This is a genomic window from Sphingorhabdus buctiana (assembly GCF_042680825.1).
GTDB classification, from domain to species: Bacteria; Pseudomonadota; Alphaproteobacteria; order Sphingomonadales; family Sphingomonadaceae; genus Sphingorhabdus_B; species Sphingorhabdus_B buctiana.
Map to the genome: position 1 here is coordinate 74,789 of NZ_JBHUEL010000007.1, position 16,935 is coordinate 91,723.

A 16,935-nucleotide genomic window follows, 5' to 3' on the forward strand; every position below is an offset into this window, starting at 1 on the left:
CCGATGCTGATCGCTTAAGTCGATAGGCTGAAATCAGGGATTGGCTATGGCCTGCAGGGTCAGCGACTGGATTTGCGGGCTCTGCGTGGGGGCGAGCAGGATTGTCCCTTCCAGCTTCCCCTTGGCGCAGGCCCAGCTGAAGCGGCCCGAAAGATTCCCGGTTGCGCTGATCGCCGGGCTGTCATCGCACGCACCCAGTTGGCCCGAGAGGCCGGCTAGATATTTGCGCCAATTGGCGTCGCTGCGGTCCATGGTGAAATTCATTGCCAGATAGGGCTTTTCGCCTTCCGGTCCACCGCTTTTCCAGATCCGCCTTGCCGCCGCATAAGCGGTATCCAATGCTGGCGAGATCGTGGTCGGCCTCGGCGTGAAATAGCCCGATCGGGAAAGCGCGGTAGCAGCATCCCAGACGGGTGCGGTCGGCCCGGCATAGGTGCGGTTGGTGAGCGCAAACAAACCGACGCCCGCGTCAGGTATCAACAGCATATGGCTTCCATATCCGGGAAAGCCGCCGCCGTGGAAAAGCACATTGCCGAGGACGCAGTCGTTAGCCGCCACCAATCCTGCGCCATAAATGGCCGAGAGGCGGCAATTGTCCCCCTCCTTGCCGGGGCGCCTGCGGGCATGCAGCATGCCGCCGCCATATTGCATCGCGCGAACCGTCTTGCGGCTCATAACTTCGAGCTCGCGTGCTGGCCATGCCGCCAGCAGGTAGCTGATCCATTTGGCATAGTCATTCCCGGTCGTGACGAGCCCACCCATCGCGCCAAATGCACCGTGCGGCATGACCGGCTCGGGCGACCAGGCATCATTTTCCCATCGATAGCCCATGGCGAGCTTTCCGGCAGGCACATCGCGCACCTCATAACGGCTCGACTTCATGCCGAGCGGTTTCAGCAAGGTCTCTTCCACCCTTGCGGCATAATCCTGTTTCGATACGTTGCTGACGATGCGGCCGAGCAGCGCATATCCGAAATTGGAATATTCATAGCGCGTCCCGGGAGCGGTGGAAAATGGGACACCCGTTTCCAGCATCTTGGTGAACTCGGCTTCGGGCAGCGGCTGTTGCCGGTCGCCCCATGGATCATCGGTCACGAAGCCGGCCGTGTGATGCAGCAAATCGCCTATGGTGATGCCGCCAGCCCAAGCAGCCGTCTCGGGCACATATTTGCTCACCGGATCGTCGAGGCGCAGTTTTCCCTCGTCGCGCAATTTGAGGATCGAGAAGCCGGTAAACGCTTTGGTCATGCTGGCGATGCGGAATGCGGTATCGGCTGTTACCGGGCTGCGCGTTCGCAGTTCCTGCACACCCATCGCCTTCAAATGGACCAACCTTCCATCCTTGACGACGCCCCAGACAAGGCCCGGAACATGCGCTTCTTCCATCCATTTGGCAAAGTCGGCGTCGAGGGCGGAAAAGTCGGCTGCCTGCTCTGTTGCCGAGGTAGCGGCATACAGGGTGGTCGGACAGGCTACGGCGGAAAGCGCCAGCAAGACGGCGCACAAGGCTTTTGTGGTCATGGCTGCAGGCTAGCGTTCCTTTGCTGCGGGTCAAGCGCGCTGCATTCATCATTGCCTGCCCGCTGTGCGATGCATAGTCTGACCGAGAAGGAGATACCCCATGTCGATTACCTTGGCGCGCCGCGCAACCATTCGCAGCTTTGGCGGTCCTGAAGCCATCGAGATTGACGAGGTCGAACTCGCGCCGCCCGGGCCGGGTGAGGTGCGGATGCGCAACAGCGCGATTGGCCTCAACTTTATCGATACCTATCATCGCAGTGGCCTCTATCCAATCGAGCTGCCGAGCGGACTTGGCGTCGAGGCCGCCGGGGTAGTCGAAGCAGTGGGTGAGGGAGTCGACGGCTTCGGAGTGGGAGATCGGGTGTGCACTTTCGGCCCGGAGCGCGGCGCCTATGCCACCGCACGCAACATCGCGGCTTCTTCGCTGCTCAAAACCCCGGATGATGTTTCGGATGAGCTCGCCGCGGCGGCCTTGCTGAAAGGCTGCACGGTCGAATTTCTCGTCGAACGGTGCGCACGCATCGAGGCGGGCGAACATGTACTGGTGCATGCTGCCGCAGGCGGGGTTGGGTTGATATTGATTCAATGGCTGAAAGCGCTTGGCGCGCATGTTATCGGAACGGTCAGCACCGAAGCCAAGGCAGATCTTGCTCGCGCAGCGGGCGCCGACCATGTGATCCTCTATGGGGATGGCAATGATGATGTCGCGCGGCAGGTGCGCGAATGGACTGGCGGCAAGGGCGTACGCGTCTCGTTCGACGGTGTCGGCAAGGATAGTTGGATGGCCTCGCTTGACTCGGTGGCGCGCCGCGGTCTGATCGTCAGCTATGGCAATGCCAGCGGCCCGGTTACCGGCGTTGCCCTCGGCCAGCTCGCGGCAAAAGGCTCGCTTTTCGTGACCCGGCCCGGGCTATATGATTATTATCGCACGCCAGTGGAGCGTGCGGCTGGCTGCGCGCGGATGTTCGAGATGCTGGCAAGCGGGGCAATAAATGTCACCATTGGCCAGCGTTATCGCCTTGATGATATTGTCATCGCGCACCGCGATTTGGAGGCGCGGAAAACATCGGGTGCAACCCTGATAGTTCCGTGATGGCTGCTATTTACGGGGCCGGGGCCGATTATGGGACTGATCAGAGCACGAAGCCCCCAAAAACTGCTGTTTCTAAGCTTTGACGCACCAATCGGCTTGCGTTATGCCAAGTCAGAATCCAGTGGGCTTTGAACGTGACTATTCGATTGGTGAATTTCCTGGTCGGGCTTCGACGCCTGCCCCCGCTGTCAGAGCTGACTGGGGATGAAGAACGCATGTTGTTCGAACTGCGGCTGCTGTGGTCGACCCAAGGCAGCCTGTCGGTTGCGGATGTCTATGATCTTGTCACATCACAATCGGCCAGCACATCCTATCGCCAGTTGATGGCGCTCAAGAAAAAAGGTCTGGTCAACATTGAGGTGTCAGGCGAGGACCGCCGGAAGCGCAAGATCTCCTTCACCAAATTGGCGGAAAATCTGTTCGCGGCTCTGTCGTGATCGCAAATCCGATCCAGCGCTCGACTCTGGCGGCGCTGCTCTTTTCGCTACTATATATATTGCTGTTTTACGCCTCGGCTGCGTTGGTTGGTAACCAGCGCATAGGAGGGATAGCCAGCCTCGTCTTCCTGCCAGCGTTCATCCGGCTGCTCGGCTTTCTGGTCATCGGCTATTGGATCGTCCCCTCGCTTTTTCTGGCTGGCGCCTATTTAAGCGTGACCGGAGCCTATGACATAGCGCCCGGGATCGATGCCGAATTGATGATTACAGCGACAACGGCCTTGGGCGGGCCGCTGGGCGTCGCCATAGTCAGTCGATTGACCAGATTGGAACCCAGCCTTTCCAATTTGACGCCGCTGCGTTTGCTCGCTCTTTCATTTGGTTGCTCGCTCGGTAATGCGCTTTTTCACCACGCCGCGATGATTTGGCTCGGCCTCTCGAGCGGTGTCACGGCAGGCACGATCAGCATTTTCATCGGCGACATGATCGGCAGTTGGGTGATTATTTACGGAGTGAAGGCCGGGATGGATTTTTACATCCGGTCGCTGCGGTCTTAACCGCGAACTCGCAGACAAGTAATGTCGGCTAACGCCAACATTGGTGCTGACATTTACATGCGCGCAAGATTGATTTTTAAATCCCCCTTCGAACGAACAACTTCTTTGATCATCTCGATAGGCATTTTTGTGAAATATATCTTACAATAATACTATATATTTACTGAAGTAATATTGATTAAAAGCAAATAGTAATTAAATAGAGATTAGATAGTTTATTTTACAATAACTATATTCAAAATCAGTTCGTCGTAATTTTGGGGCAAAAGAGCGGACATTTTTAGGTATGCATTGGCGCCTACAATATTGCCGCGTTAATAAATCCCAGCCTTAGCGACTCGCATCCGATTTGCGTGAGAGTTGCTGGGCGGGGCGAAACGGCCCTATCAAAAATCTGGTCGAACCAACCGCGTTAAGCGGGTCGTTGCGGTGGCTATTTCTGGGATTGCGTACAAACGGGTGCGCTTTCGGTGGGAGGTAAGCTGTGTTTGCAGCTGGCGACGCGCGCGATGGTCTGTTCGGGACGAGTCCTGCGATTGCAGAGCTGCGTTCCTACCTCGCAAAGGTTGCGATGAGCGATGCGACGGTCCTCGTTACCGGCGAAACCGGTACAGGCAAGGAGCGCGTTGCCCATGCGGTGCATAACATGGGTCCGCGGGCAAAGGGGCCATTCGTTTCCGTTAATTGCGCAGCAATTCCAGAAGCGTTGTTGGAAAGCGAGCTGTTCGGTCACCGCCGCGGTGCCTTCACAGGCGCAACCAGCGATTTTGCGGGCCGCTTCGCAGAAGCACACGGCGGCACCTTGTTCCTCGACGAAATCGGAGAAATGTCGGCACCGGGACAGGCCAAGCTGCTGCGCGTACTCGAAGATCGCGAGATTGCCCCGGTCGGTTCCAGCAGCAGGCGTAAGGTTGATATCCGCCTCGTCGCTGCGACCAACTCGGAATTGGAGGATATGGTCAATTGCCGCTCATTCCGGGCGGACCTATACTACCGGCTCAATGTGGTGCGGATCGAACTGCCACCGCTGCGCGACCGGCCGGAGGATATTCTACCGATTCTGGATCATTTCATCGGCCTCCAAAACCGACGTCGTGAGCTCAATGTCGGGCGCCCCAATCCGCAACTTCTTGCACGGATGTGCCGTTATGATTGGCCCGGTAATGTGCGCGAGCTGCGCAATCTGGTGGAAGCGATGTTTGTCGATCCGCCAAGCGGCCGGTCGGTCGGGCTCTCGGATCTCCCCCCTGCATTTCGCCGTTTGTTCACCGAACATCCCCGCGCAGGGAAGGGAGAAAGGGAGCGGCTCGCCGAGGTGCTCCGCGAAACCAACTGGAACAAGATGGCAGCGGCGCGCGAGATGAATTGGTCGCGGATGACCTTGTACCGGAAGCTCGCCAAATATGATCTCGGCCAGGGAGAGCCGGACTAACTGTAACCAGTGTAACGTATAAAGTGTCTCATGTGACACTGTGCATATCGCACCACGCTCGCTGCATTTTTCCAAAATACAAATATATATCAGTTAGATAATCCACATCTGCAGATCTGGCACAGCAGTTGCTCTGTGTTGGGCAATCGCCCGAGCCAGTGGAGCCAGTGTGGACAAGTCAGATCAAGATAGCTTTGCCAGCCCCAAGGAGCCACGGCGTCCGCCGCTCGCCGGCTATGCCAACTATTTCGAGGTCGGTCATAACGCTTTCGAATTCCTGCTCGATGCCGGACAGATCGAACCGCAATCCGGTACCATCCGCTTCACCGACCGCATTGCGATCACCCCCGTCAATGCAAAGCTACTCAGCGAATTGCTGGCGCGCTCGATCACGCAGTTTGAATCCGCGCATGGGCCGATCCCCGATCTAGCCGAATTGCAAGACGATGCCGTGACGTTGACCTGCCCTTCCGAGTTCGAAGCGCGCGCACTCGCTGCGCGGCGCCGTAATGCAAGTTCATTTGCCGCTGGTTCCAGCGACGCTCCGGTTTCTCACGAAAGGTAGATTCAATGCCTGTACAAATCCGCCCAACCCGCCTCGAAGTAACCGATCGTTTTCCCATGCTCGGGTTCAGTCTGCGCAGTTCTGAAGGATCACGGATCGTCGAGATTGTGCTCGCCAGTGACCTTGCCCACTTCGTCAATCGCGAGGGACGTAATTCAGGGACTTTCTATTCCAGCCGCGAGCATGGAACTTTGACGGTACCCGCTGGCGGATCCGTCTTTAATGTCCCGCCTGAGGTGATTGCACGCTTCATCGCCGCCGACCGGTTATATGTCGGTCTTGCGAGCGCATCGGCGCCCGGCGGGCAAGATTGGGTGGTCGATGTCATGCCGGGACCGCAAAGCCCTTATGTTTCGCTGCGTGGGCTGTCGGATCGCGCGCTGCGTCGTGTCCGCGTATTTCCTGCCGCACCGCGATCGCGCGTTGCCGCGCCAGGTTCGCTCACCGAATGGGCAGGCGATCGCGTGGCAGCGCCGCCCGCACCGGCTGCGGCACCAACTCCTGTCCAGTCCGATAATGCGAGCAATGGCACCACGCCGACCCCTGTCCCCTATGACGACGGCTTTGGTCCTCTCCCACCGCTGGAAACCGCGCCTCCGGTGCCCGCAACTGCGCCACCTGCCTTAGAAACGGCCGCAGCCCAACCTGTCTCACAGGGGCTGAGCGCATTTTCTAACCGCAGCCCGAATGGCGCCTGGAGCTTTGCGGATGAGGGGGAGGAATATCAATCGTCCGAGGCCTATGGCATCGACGGCCCGACGCATGTCGATGAAGTGCCTGCAGCAGCGCAAGCAATGTCTACCCGTCGCCCGTCACCGCTCACCGCCGCAGAATATCCAGGCGTCACCCGTATAATGGCGTCGCCTCATTTCCGTCGCCGCGATGCCGGGGCGCGAAGGATCGAGCGGATCGTTATCCACATTACCAGTACGCCGCAGCGGCCATCGCTCGGATCGGGTTTCATGGGTGATCGCGTGGCGAGCGCGCATTATCTGGTCGATCAGTTGGGCGGCATCATCCAATTCGTTCGTGAACAGGACGAAGCCTTCCACGCCCGAAGCGCCAACCCCAATTCGATCGGGATCGAGCATGTCGCCGTCCAGCGCGGCGGCGCTCGGTACGGCAGTACCGTATTTCCTTATGACCCGCCAACCCAGATCGAGCTGGAAACATCGGCTGCTTTGGTCGCGCATCTGTGCCGCAAATATAACATCGAGCCCAATCGCACGAATATTGTCGGTCATGCGGAAGCCGATCCGAGGACGACGCATACAGATTGCCCGACCGGGGCGTGGGACTGGGATCCCTATATGGCCCTTGTCGCCGATTGTTATGCACGTACCCCGGTTGGGGGTGTAACCTCCGCTGTTGCACCGCCGACCGGCACGGGTGCGGTCGCGCAGGCGCAGAGCAATGCCGAAATTGATCCCGAAAGCCGGGGCATCGATAGCCCGCCCTATGTCGACGACGCGGTCCCGGTTGTCGCCGCAGCGCTTGCGCTTGGCGATAAGGAATATGATGGTGTCAGCCGCACGGTTGCTTCGCCCGCCTTTACAGCGGGCCGCGCAGGAACAAAGATCGACCGGATTGTTATCCACATCACCGACGCGCCGACAACGTCATCGACGGTCAACCATTTCTCCGCCGCTGGGGCGCAAGCCAGCGCCCATTATCTGGTCGGCCAGGACGGGGAGATAGTCCAGTTCGTTTCGGAAGCCGATACCGCATGGCATGCGCGCGGCGCCAACCGCCGGTCGATCGGCATCGAGCATGTCGCCATCAAATCTGGCGGTGTGGATTATCCCCGCCGTGACGGGACAATGCAGCATTATGATGCGCTGCCGCCTACCCAACTGCAATATGAGCAATCAGCGCTGCTGGTTTCGCATCTGTGCGACAAATACGGCATCCCGAAGACCCGTGCAAACATCATCGGGCACAATGAAGCGGACACCAATACCACCCACACCTCCTGCCCTGTCGGTAATTGGAACTGGGATTATTTCATGCGGATTGTCGAAACCGGCCAGTGCCCAGCCGATCCACCGCAGGCGCAGGGGCTCGGTCGCTATCAGGCGCAGGCGATGATTATCGACCGCGAAGATACCGACAAGATCAACCGGCTGCGCGCTGGCGACTATCGCGACCTGTTCCAGTGGCGTGTCCCCTCGGCGATACGCCAACAGGTTGAGGCACGCGGCTTCCGTATCCAGAATATTGAGGATGCGGTGGGCGATCTGAACCTAGATTTTTACAAGGTGCGGATCGATCGCTTCCCGCCGGGACTGGACGGTCCAACGCTGCTCGCCCGCTTCATTCAGGATACCAACAGCTTCCTTGATCGCGGGATCTGCAGTTTTGACCCCTATAGCGCAGCCGACGCGGTCACGCGTAACGGTGCCAATCCGGTCGGCACCTGCCTCAACCTCGACATCAACAGCAACGCGTCATTCTACGACCCGAGGGGGTGGGACGATGCCGCGATCGTCATCAGCGACAAATTCACCAATGGCACGCGCGACGGCTTCTACGCGGTTACCACTATTTCGACGCCCGATACAGGCGATCACCCCGTCAGCGGCCATCGCCAGTTCGGGTTCATGACCGACCATGGCTCGGTCTATTTCTATACACGCGGCGCCGATCGTGCGACCCTGGCGTTTCCTGGCACCGAAAATTCGATCTATGCCGGCGGCGACAGCCTGTGGCGCAGTTTCCAGCGAACGCTGGCCGCTTACATCAACAACGCCGGAGGACAGGCCACCATCATGCCGCCGTTCAGCGAACGGTTCAATCCCGGCGCAATCCGGGCGATGTTCGGCTGGGGTGAAAGCCAGGCGCAGGCCCAGGCACTCAGCGACGGCGGCGACACCGTTGAAATCAAATATCGCGCCTTCATTCCAGCACCTGCAATCAGTGGCCCGTTCTTCGACAATTATCATGGTGACGGTCGCGGGTTCAGCTATGCAAGCGGGACCAGTCGCGGCGAAATTACCTTCACCGTTGATGTCAGCCCCGGTGGTGGTATTTCGAACCTGCGCGTCATCGACCGCCACTGGTCGCCCAGCCATTCCTATGCTGCGTCCGATACATCGCCTGTCGCCGGAAAGCCCGACTGGTGGCTCGATCTTGCCGCCGGAGCGGTACCGACCGCTACCGCCAGCTGCCCCACCAACGACGATACGCTACGCGCCTATATTGGCGCACCGGGGACCACGCGCAATGTGATGGCGATGGCCGAATCGGCTTCGATTTGCAGCATTTACATGAGCGGCAACAACCCGATCCTGCCCGGCTCGCCGGCGATCGACGCCGATGTGTCGGTGCTGTTGCGTCGCCGGTCGGATGGCGGGATCGAAGCCAAGGCCTATGGCAGCCATGACGGTTTTCCGTCGCACGAGCTTTATGTCAACCAGACCGCCCTGTTCACCTACGATCCGGTTGCCGCAGGAAAGGGGCCGACTGCGCTCGCCCCTCCAGAGGACATTGATGAAGACTCGCGCTGGGTGCCGGTCACCGGCCCCAGTGCAACGGCACAAAGCCTTGCCCGTGCCCTTGGCGACGATGACTGGTCGATCAACTGGGACGATGTGGAATGCATCCCGCAACCGACTAGCAAGGGCTGCTGGGCTACGGCTGCAGCGATGGTGCTTGGCTGGAGGGATCGTCAGTCGGTATCGCCCGAATTGCTGGCCAGCTGCAACAATATGGACAGTTCGCTCAGGGGTGGACTTGCGCCTTCGGACAAGCGAGCCTTCATCGATGCGATCGGACTGACGGTTCATCCCAACGCCTGTTACACCCCCGACGGCTTCCGCGAAATTCTGGAGGCCAACGGGCCTGTCTGGGTTACCGCCGACGTTCCGGGAATTCACGCTATCGTTGTGACCGGAATGTACAAAAAGGACGGACAATATTTCGTCCGGATCACCGATCCATGGGACCGTGTGGTTGGTTCGCCGGGCGCGCCTGGCAATTACGCCACAACACACACCACCGGCAGCCAGTATATCATGACTTATGATGCCTTTACCGCCGAATTTGAGGCGGCAGGCGACATTGACCGCATCCAGCTGGCGCATAGCGGCGGCACGCATGGCCATATAGCCAACCGTGGCAGCGCCACGGGTGCGGGCTATGCACAATCCCTGACCGACGTCGGGGACGAGGCCGGGACCGGATCCAAGCCCATAACAGCTTCGGTTGATCTGTCCGACGTCTCCTATGACCTGATCAGCCGCGAAGGCCGCATCTACGATCTCGCCAGCTTTGTCGGAATGATCCGTCCGGCAGGTGCACCGGCGGCTTCGTCGCAGCCCCTCAGTCATCAAGTCCAGCTCGACGAATGGCCCTATATGGATACCGCTGGCGGTCGCACACAGGCCGGTGTCGTCATAGGGTGGAAATCCGATGGCGCGGCAGTGGGCGACATTGTCATCGGACCGGCTCTTAGCGGATCGGTGGCCGACGGATGGCGCGCGGGCGTGCGGACGGACATTCTCCCGGGTCCGAGCACCGATACGATGACCGCGCTTATCGTCCGGGTCACAACCATATTCTCGAAGGAGAATGAGACATCGCAGATTGGCGTGGCCGAAGTAACCCTGTCGGGCAATGGGCAGGCGATCACGCGCTATCTCGAACAGCCGATGTCGCCACCGGCAGCGACGCCCTCCGCACCCGCAACTACGCCGCAGCCGACCGAACCCGCGCCGCTGGTCTCGGCTTGAGCGGCGTTGCGGAGCTGAACGATGGCCGGACGCATCCCGCCCCCACCTCGATCTAATGCGATGGCTGCCGCGTTGGCCCGCGACGCTTTCGGACGGACCATCGCGGCGCCGACCGATACTGCAGGATCGGAGCCGCCACCTCCGTCGCCCTTTGACCAGCAGGCCAGCACCGCGCCGAAAGAAAAGGCGACCGACGCGCTGGGTCGCCGCGCTGGCGCTTTGATGGACGAGATTGCGTTTCCAACCTTTGTCGCCAGCCTCCTGCATGGAACCTATGACGCAATCGTCGACAGCAGCATTAAACAAGTAGAGGGTTTTGCCGAGCTGGTTTCGGCTGTCGCCAAGCCACTCGATCAGTTCGCTGCTGAAAATGTGACTGCCGGGCAGGTTCGTGCCTGGCTGGTCGAACAATATCCGCAGGATGTCACTTTGGTGGAAGATCGCGGGAGCTATACGCTCGCTGCGCTGCGTTCACCCGACGATGAGGACGCATTGTCGCCGCCTTGGCTGGCCGATTTCGGTGCAGAGGGCGAGGAGCTGACGGCGGAGTTGCTCGAGGAGCGCGTGCTTCCCGCCGCGCGCAACCGCGTTGCGCAAAACCGCCTGTCCACACTTTCAACGATGGTTTTGCTCGGAATGCAAAGGGTGGTCGTGAAAGACGGGACGGTATCAGCTGCCCTCAAGTTCAGGGCGGCGGCCGCTGATCGCGCTGCAGTTCAATATGCCACGTCGAACGATCCGCAATCGGGTGGCACCCAATGGGGTGCGCGTGGAAGCGAGGGTGCGATCACCACCGTCTCAACCGTTGCGGTCAATGCACAATCGGACAGCGAATTGCGCGCCGACGTAACAGGAAATGTCCGTATCAACTTCGCCTCTGAAACACTGCCGCTCGACCGTTTCGTTGGCGAGGCACAGCGCGCCCTGCTCGAACGTCACAGTCGCCGTTCCGGTCCAGCGCCGCAGACAGCCAGCGCGCCGCCGCCGGTTGCTCCGCCCACACCGGCGGCATTGCCCGCAACGCCGCCACAGGCTGCTCCCGTCGCCGGGGTAGCTGCTCCTGCTCCTGCCGTTCCGCCCGCACCCGGAGGCACGACATGAACGGCCGACGCCTCCTTGGTCAGACGCTTGGCGAAATTGCCAGCGGCGCCCTCGACGCCAGCCGCGAAGCCGGTCGCCTGGTCCAGGTGACCACGCTCGAACTCGAACTACCGCTCGACATCCGCGTCGCTATCGATCCGGAAGGACCGGTGCTAATCGGGGATGTTCCGCTTTTCCGGTTCCGCACCGCCTTCGATCCGCCGCCGGCCCAGCTTCGGGTGTGCTGGGCGGCCGAGCCAAAGGAGGCGGCAGCATGAATGGCGCCGTCACCCTGAGGCTGGAGGATTTCATCCAGGCGGTGCAGAGCCAGCTCGACAATGCCCAGGCGGCCATGGCGCTCAAGGCGCGCAACGCCAATCTTCCGCTCACCTTTGCGATCAAGGACATCAACCTCGACCTGCGCGCCCATGTTGAATTTTACGACAGCGAAATCCGCATTCGCCCGGCGGCGGCTGGCGAGGGCGAAGCCAGCGTATTCCACCTTGTATTCACCACGATAACGCGGCCGGCAATCGAGGAGAATGCGCGGGCTTTCGCCGACGAACCGGATGACCAGTCGCTCGACGACATAGAGGAACTCACCCACGAGGATCGCAAGCGGCTGGAATGGGCCGGCGTGCGGACCGTACGGCAATTGCAGGAGGTTGAAGACAGCAATCGGGTCAGTGCCATCGGCCGCATCACCAATTTGCCGGTCGACCGGCTGCGCAAGGCACTCTCGCGGGTTAGTGCGCCGCTGGTCCAACGGGTCGAGCCGATAGCCAGCGATAGCGCCGAAAATCCGCACCTTGTTCGCGTCACGGGACGCAACCTGGTGCGCCCGGGACTTTTCCCGCAAGTGCGGATCGGCAACCGACCGGTTTCGATCCTGAGCTCGAACGCGGGTGAACTGGTAATCGCGCCCGGCGAAGACCAGTGGGTCGGCGAACTGACGGTCGAAAATTCGCCACAGCGCGCGACCGCGATGAGTTTCGATCTTTCGGCATTTGCCCCAGCCCAGCATAATCTCTCCGGCCGGATCGAGGCGCCGCCTGTTCCATTGGCGGCGGTGCCATGATGACTACGCCTGCCCTCCGTCAACAGGCGTCGCCAACCAGCCTGCTGCTGAAGCTGGCTCTTGGCGAAACGCCTGACGACATGCCCACGGTGCGCGACGTGACACGGCGCACCCAGGTCGCGGCGCAATCGATCGACGGCGATGGCCCGATCGATCGGATCACCCGCAAACTGGCAAGCCAGTTCAAGGCGGCTCGACTTTTCCCGGCTGCAGCCCATCCGCCATCGCCCGGTGCAACCCATCTTGGCTATGACGCGATCGAGCATTCTACTGGGATAGCGCGCACACTGATGCTGCGCGTGCCGCAGGGCACGCCGACCGATGCGCTGTGCGACGCGCTTGCCCAGGTTACCAATGTGGAAGGCGTCAGCCTGAACTATACCACTCAAACGCCGTTTGATGTCGGCGGCGCATTTCCCATGCCCGACGACGAAGATGGTGGTTGGGCAAGCCGCGATCTGGTGCGGATGCGCGAGGCGCTGGCGCATGAACCGGGCGATGATGGTGTGCTGGTCGGGCTGATAGACAGTGGCATCAACGACCGGCACCCCGAATTCGCCCGCAGCTTCCGGGCAGGCTTCGATACTGTCCGCATCGAACCCGGCGACGTCGCTGCGGATATCGAACTGCTTGGCGACCATAGCGACCCCGACATGCGTCCGTCGGACCTGTTCGTCGGTCATGGCATGGGCTGCGCCGGGATAATTGCGGCGAGCGGACGCGGGATGCCGCGCGGCATCGGCGGTGCTTGCCGGATACTGCCATTGCGCGCTCTCGCCGCTGCCCGGCTGCCGAATAGCAAGGTGGTCGGAGTTGGCGCGATCAGCGACCTCGATCTGGCGCTCAAGCTCGCGGTCGATCTCGGGGCGAAAGTGATCAATCTGAGCTTTGGCACAGACGATGCTGCACTTGCCCCGCACAGTCCCAAACCCCATGCCGAAACCGTCGCCTATGCGATCGCCCGTGGTTGCATCCTGATCGCGGCGAGCGGCAATAACGGCCGCGAGACCCGATATTGGCCTGCGGCCTTTCCCGAAGTAATTGCAGTCGGCGCAGTCCAGGACAACCGGGTTCCAGCGCCTTTTTCGACCAGGGGAGACCATGTCGCCCTTTGCGCCCCTGGCGAGCGAGTGCTGACAAGCGCGCTCAATGGCTATCAGCTTGCGTCTGGCACCAGCTTTGCTGCGCCGTTTGTCACAGGCGTGGCCGCATTGCTGGTGGCGCGCAGCCATCGCCGCGCTTTCCCCATCGATGCACATTTGGTCCGCCAACTGCTGGTTTCCACCGCCCAACCCTTTGCCGCAGTCGATGGCTCAGGTTGCGGCGCCGGTATCCTCGACGGCGCGGCTGCCCTGGCGGCACTCGATCGCGTGATCGATGCAACGCCGGGCTACGGCACCGTCCCCGAATCCGATGGAGGTGCCGATGACGGCTGAACCCTGAATTCACCCCTGATCACCATCAGGATCATCTGAGACGAATTTTAAGGAGTAACGACAATGGCAATCATCAATATTTTCACGCGGTTTGGCGACATTGCCCGGCGCGAAGTTCGCGAGCTCGACAGGCTCAACTACCAAAAACGCAAATTCGAAAAGATGGAAGAAGACAAGCGGATATTCAGCGAGTCCGATGCCAAGGAAAAGAAGCGGGTCGAAGATATATTAAGCGAGATCCAGGCCTCCATCAAAAGCAAGAACAAACCGGTTGAAGTTTGCGATCCGCTTTTCGTGGCCACACGCACGCTGTTGAATGAACAGGGTGGGCTTTCAATTCGTCTGGCCAGCCATGACGAGGGGGTATTGCTGCCCGCTGGCTTGAATTCGATGGAAGCCATGCGCAAAGCTTTTGAGGCAAATAGTCTGATAGGTCTGCTGTCTGCCGATATCGCCTTCATTTCTCTCACCACAGGCCTGCTTCTGGCCGACGGCGTAACCGCACCGGCAATTGCCGTGGTCGACCAGGAGGGAAGCGAAATCGGGGTCAAGGCAAAGGGTAACCCGAACGGCAAAACCCTGTATCCGGACGAAAACGATCCACAGTATCGCGAATTCACCCGCAGCTTTTTTGCGGCTCTGGGCGAGGCACGCAGCTATGGCGATCTGGCGGAGCGCGTTCTGGCCATTCTTGCCGGAGAAGGCGATCCCGACGGTTTTGGTGGGGTCCGTCCGAACGTCAAGGCCGAAGAGTTTGCCAAGGTGATGCGCGGTCTCAAGAACAGCAAGATCCCGCAAGATGAACCGCAGCTTCGTCGGCGCGTCAATGAACAGCTGAACAAGATCCAGAATGTGGGATCGGAAGATTCGATCGCCGACCTGGCCATCGACTTGCCCGACCTCGACACGCTGTTCGATCATACCATCGTTGCAGAAAATGTCCGTGTCATGGGTCCGATGATCTGCGCCGCGATGTTCGAGGAACTGAAGGTCTTCCAAGTTGTGGACCGGATTGTTGAACAGTTCCAGCACGGCATGCTGCCGATCGGCCCGGGAGAGGCGGGCAAGCGTCTTTACAATTACTGGCGCGAGGCACCCAACCGGATGAGCGAGCAGGAACGGCGCAATTTTGCGGCGATCACGCTCGGCGTTCCGGGCGGCGAGCCAGGGGCGTTGGTCAATCGCGAGTTCAATGACCTGTGGTTGCGGTTCGTCTCGTCGGTTTCTTCCTTCGTTCGACAGAATGAAGTCGACCAGCTGCTGCGCGCCCGTACGCCGAGCGCCATCAGCCAGCAGCAGGTGCGCAAGGCGGCCCGCGATCTTGCCGGCAACCTCTCGCTTCATGGCTATGGCATGGCGCATTATGCCGGGCGCGAGTTGCAGGCGCAGATCGTCGGGATCATCAGCTTGCTCGGCGACCGCGAAATCCTGGGTGCCTATGGTGCGCGGGATATGTGGCAGGTTGTCGATCAGGTTGCGACCTACGAGCTTGGCGGAGCGCGGACGAGCAGTCGTTACCGTACGCTGGCGACATGCGGCACGATCATCACCGCTTGGCTTGCCAACAATATCGCACGGATCAACAATCCGACTGGGGCAATTATCGACATGGCGTCGGTCCGCTTCCCCGACAATGCGCCCGACCATCGCGCTACGGTCAATCCAAACGACTACGATCTCGTCAACGCCTGCGAGCTTTGGCTAGCCGACACCGCGACCAGCGACAGCCAGGTCGAGGAAATGGCGCAGCCGCGTGAGGCACCGCAGATGACGTCCAAGCCTATCCCTATTCCAGCGATGGCGCGGCAGATGCTCGACGATATTGGCGACATCGGTCTCGGGCTTGGAGTCGGGCGGCCGGCGTGGCCGAACGGCAGCGCGGTGCGGCATTAAGCCGTCCCGTCCCGTTCCGTCACTTGAGGAGTTACGACCATGACCTTCCGATCATCGCACCGCCCACTGGCGTTGACGCTGCAGGACAAGTTGGCGCGCGCATCGAGCGCGCTTGGCTCGGCCGATGCGTTCACGCCTTTGCGCGACCTGTTCATGCGGACCTTCCCCTATCCCGAGGATGATCCGCGCTATCGCCACAACGCCCTGATGCCCATGGCCCCGCCGTTTGAGCCGAGCTTTTCGGAAAGCCAGCCCAATACCGTGCGCTACACTATCGAGCCGCTCCCGCCCGAAGCGTCGGCCGTCGACCGGCGTAACGAAGCGACCCGCGAGATGCGACGCCTGCTCGACCAATATATGGGGCGAGATGCATTGCACTGGTTCGACCGGGCGAGCGAGCCCTATCGTGGTTTCGGGTCGAGCAACGGCCAGCTCGGGTTCGGTGCATTTATCGGTTCAGCCTATGACCGTGGCGGCCTTTACGCATCTAAGGTGTATTACGAAACACCAGGCGGACGCGTTAGCATCGACAATCTGCCGATGTCGCTCGCGCGGGTAGTACAAACTGCGCTGCAGCTTGTGCCGGGGCTATACCCGCTGTTCACCACCGTTGCCGCGCAACGTGACGCCGGTGGCCAGCGACTGACCTTTGCGGTAACCCAGCCGCTCCGTCTCGCCGATCTTCAGCCCGCGCTCGATGCGCTCGGGCTTGGGCACCGGCTGCCGGGGATAATGCAGATGATCGGCCTTATCTTAGGCGGACGTTTCGATCTTCCGGCAAATTCAGCGTTGCTTGCCTTTGGCGACGGACCGAACGGACCCGATTTCGAGATTTACGTCCTGCTCAACGCCATCCCCGATGTGCCACCAAGCTTCCTGAGTTTGCTGACCATGGGGCTGTCCGAGCGCCCGCGTGGGCTTGCAGCCCTTGAGCGGTGGATGAACGCATTCACACCAGAGGATGAGCATTGGCCGGGAAGGTTCTCGATCGTCAGCCTGCGCACAGACGGTGCAACCGCGCCAAGAGTTAGCCTCTATCTGCGCCCGGTGGAGTTCGAATTTCCCGCCGAAGCCTTGCAGCGCGCGGCCTGATCCTTTTTTGGAGTGAGTCCG

13 protein-coding genes are annotated in these 16,935 nt (G+C 60.4%); 12 read left to right on the forward strand and 1 reads right to left on the reverse strand.

Annotated features, from left to right (window positions below; translation table 11 throughout):
• Window positions 1-33: 33 nt before the first annotated feature.
• Window positions 34-1,521, reverse strand: a complete 1,488-nt coding sequence (locus tag ACFSAG_RS07495) for a serine hydrolase domain-containing protein (RefSeq protein WP_381513056.1) — start codon at window positions 1,519-1,521, stop codon at window positions 34-36.
• 100 nt (window positions 1,522-1,621) lie between these two features.
• Here ACFSAG_RS07495 and ACFSAG_RS07500 point away from each other — a divergent pair, with 100 nt between their 5' ends.
• The 12 genes from ACFSAG_RS07500 to ACFSAG_RS07555 all read left to right on the forward strand — a co-directional run bounded on the left by ACFSAG_RS07500 (window position 1,622) and on the right by ACFSAG_RS07555 (window position 16,914).
• Entirely contained in the window at window positions 1,622-2,614 is a 993-nt protein-coding gene (locus tag ACFSAG_RS07500; RefSeq protein ID WP_374612088.1) for a quinone oxidoreductase family protein, read from the forward strand.
• Between the two features lie 134 nt (window positions 2,615-2,748).
• Window positions 2,749-3,051, forward strand: coding sequence for a hypothetical protein (locus ACFSAG_RS07505; protein WP_374612089.1), 303 nt, complete (start codon window positions 2,749-2,751; stop codon window positions 3,049-3,051).
• Window positions 3,048-3,608 carry a hypothetical protein gene (locus ACFSAG_RS07510; protein WP_381513061.1) on the forward strand — a complete coding sequence of 187 codons (561 nt, stop codon included), beginning with the start codon at window positions 3,048-3,050 and terminating at the stop codon, window positions 3,606-3,608. The genes ACFSAG_RS07505 and ACFSAG_RS07510 overlap by 4 nt, the downstream gene beginning before the upstream one ends.
• 484 nt (window positions 3,609-4,092) lie before the next feature.
• Complete coding sequence (locus tag ACFSAG_RS07515; RefSeq protein ID WP_381513063.1) at window positions 4,093-5,040, forward strand: sigma-54 interaction domain-containing protein; 948 nt, start codon at window positions 4,093-4,095, stop codon at window positions 5,038-5,040.
• A gap of 169 nt (window positions 5,041-5,209) precedes the next feature.
• Entirely contained in the window at window positions 5,210-5,605 is a 396-nt protein-coding gene (locus ACFSAG_RS07520) for a DUF3467 domain-containing protein (RefSeq protein WP_381513066.1), read from the forward strand.
• Window positions 5,606-5,610: 5 nt separating this feature from the next.
• Entirely contained in the window at window positions 5,611-10,335 is a 4,725-nt protein-coding gene (locus ACFSAG_RS07525; RefSeq protein ID WP_381513069.1) for an N-acetylmuramoyl-L-alanine amidase, read from the forward strand.
• A 60-nt stretch (window positions 10,336-10,395) separates the two neighbouring features.
• Window positions 10,396-11,436, forward strand: a complete 1,041-nt coding sequence (locus ACFSAG_RS07530; RefSeq protein WP_381513073.1) for a hypothetical protein — start codon at window positions 10,396-10,398, stop codon at window positions 11,434-11,436.
• Window positions 11,433-11,693, forward strand: a complete 261-nt coding sequence (locus ACFSAG_RS07535) for a hypothetical protein (protein ID WP_381513076.1) — start codon at window positions 11,433-11,435, stop codon at window positions 11,691-11,693. Before ACFSAG_RS07530 ends, ACFSAG_RS07535 begins: the two co-directional genes overlap by 4 nt.
• Window positions 11,690-12,493 carry a hypothetical protein gene (locus ACFSAG_RS07540; protein ID WP_381513079.1) on the forward strand — a complete coding sequence of 268 codons (804 nt, stop codon included), beginning with the start codon at window positions 11,690-11,692 and terminating at the stop codon, window positions 12,491-12,493. The genes ACFSAG_RS07535 and ACFSAG_RS07540 overlap by 4 nt, the downstream gene beginning before the upstream one ends.
• The gene (locus ACFSAG_RS07545; protein ID WP_381513082.1) at window positions 12,493-13,929 is read left to right on the forward strand and encodes a S8 family peptidase; all 1,437 of its coding nucleotides are present in this window, start codon (window positions 12,493-12,495) and stop codon (window positions 13,927-13,929) included. The genes ACFSAG_RS07540 and ACFSAG_RS07545 overlap by 1 nt, the downstream gene beginning before the upstream one ends.
• Window positions 13,930-13,992: 63 nt before the next feature.
• Complete coding sequence (locus ACFSAG_RS07550) at window positions 13,993-15,822, forward strand: hypothetical protein (RefSeq protein WP_381513085.1); 1,830 nt, start codon at window positions 13,993-13,995, stop codon at window positions 15,820-15,822.
• A gap of 39 nt (window positions 15,823-15,861) precedes the next feature.
• Complete coding sequence (locus ACFSAG_RS07555; RefSeq protein WP_381513088.1) at window positions 15,862-16,914, forward strand: hypothetical protein; 1,053 nt, start codon at window positions 15,862-15,864, stop codon at window positions 16,912-16,914.
• Window positions 16,915-16,935 lie beyond the last annotated feature (21 nt).

Bases quoted from the DNA above. Each gene is read 5' to 3' on its own strand.
- ACFSAG_RS07540 (WP_381513079.1), top strand. From the start codon at position 11,690: ATGAATGGCGCCGTCACCCTGAGGCTGGAGGATTTCATCCAGGCGGTG.
- ACFSAG_RS07525 (WP_381513069.1), top strand. From the start codon at position 5,611: ATGCCTGTACAAATCCGCCCAACCCGCCTCGAAGTAACCGATCGTTTT.
- ACFSAG_RS07550 (WP_381513085.1), top strand. From the start codon at position 13,993: ATGGCAATCATCAATATTTTCACGCGGTTTGGCGACATTGCCCGGCGC.
- ACFSAG_RS07555 (WP_381513088.1), top strand. From the start codon at position 15,862: ATGACCTTCCGATCATCGCACCGCCCACTGGCGTTGACGCTGCAGGAC.
- ACFSAG_RS07530 (WP_381513073.1), top strand. From the start codon at position 10,396: ATGGCTGCCGCGTTGGCCCGCGACGCTTTCGGACGGACCATCGCGGCG.
- ACFSAG_RS07500 (WP_374612088.1), top strand. From the start codon at position 1,622: ATGTCGATTACCTTGGCGCGCCGCGCAACCATTCGCAGCTTTGGCGGT.
- ACFSAG_RS07535 (WP_381513076.1), top strand. From the start codon at position 11,433: ATGAACGGCCGACGCCTCCTTGGTCAGACGCTTGGCGAAATTGCCAGC.
- ACFSAG_RS07545 (WP_381513082.1), top strand. From the start codon at position 12,493: ATGACTACGCCTGCCCTCCGTCAACAGGCGTCGCCAACCAGCCTGCTG.
- ACFSAG_RS07495 (WP_381513056.1), bottom strand. From the start codon at position 1,521: ATGACCACAAAAGCCTTGTGCGCCGTCTTGCTGGCGCTTTCCGCCGTA.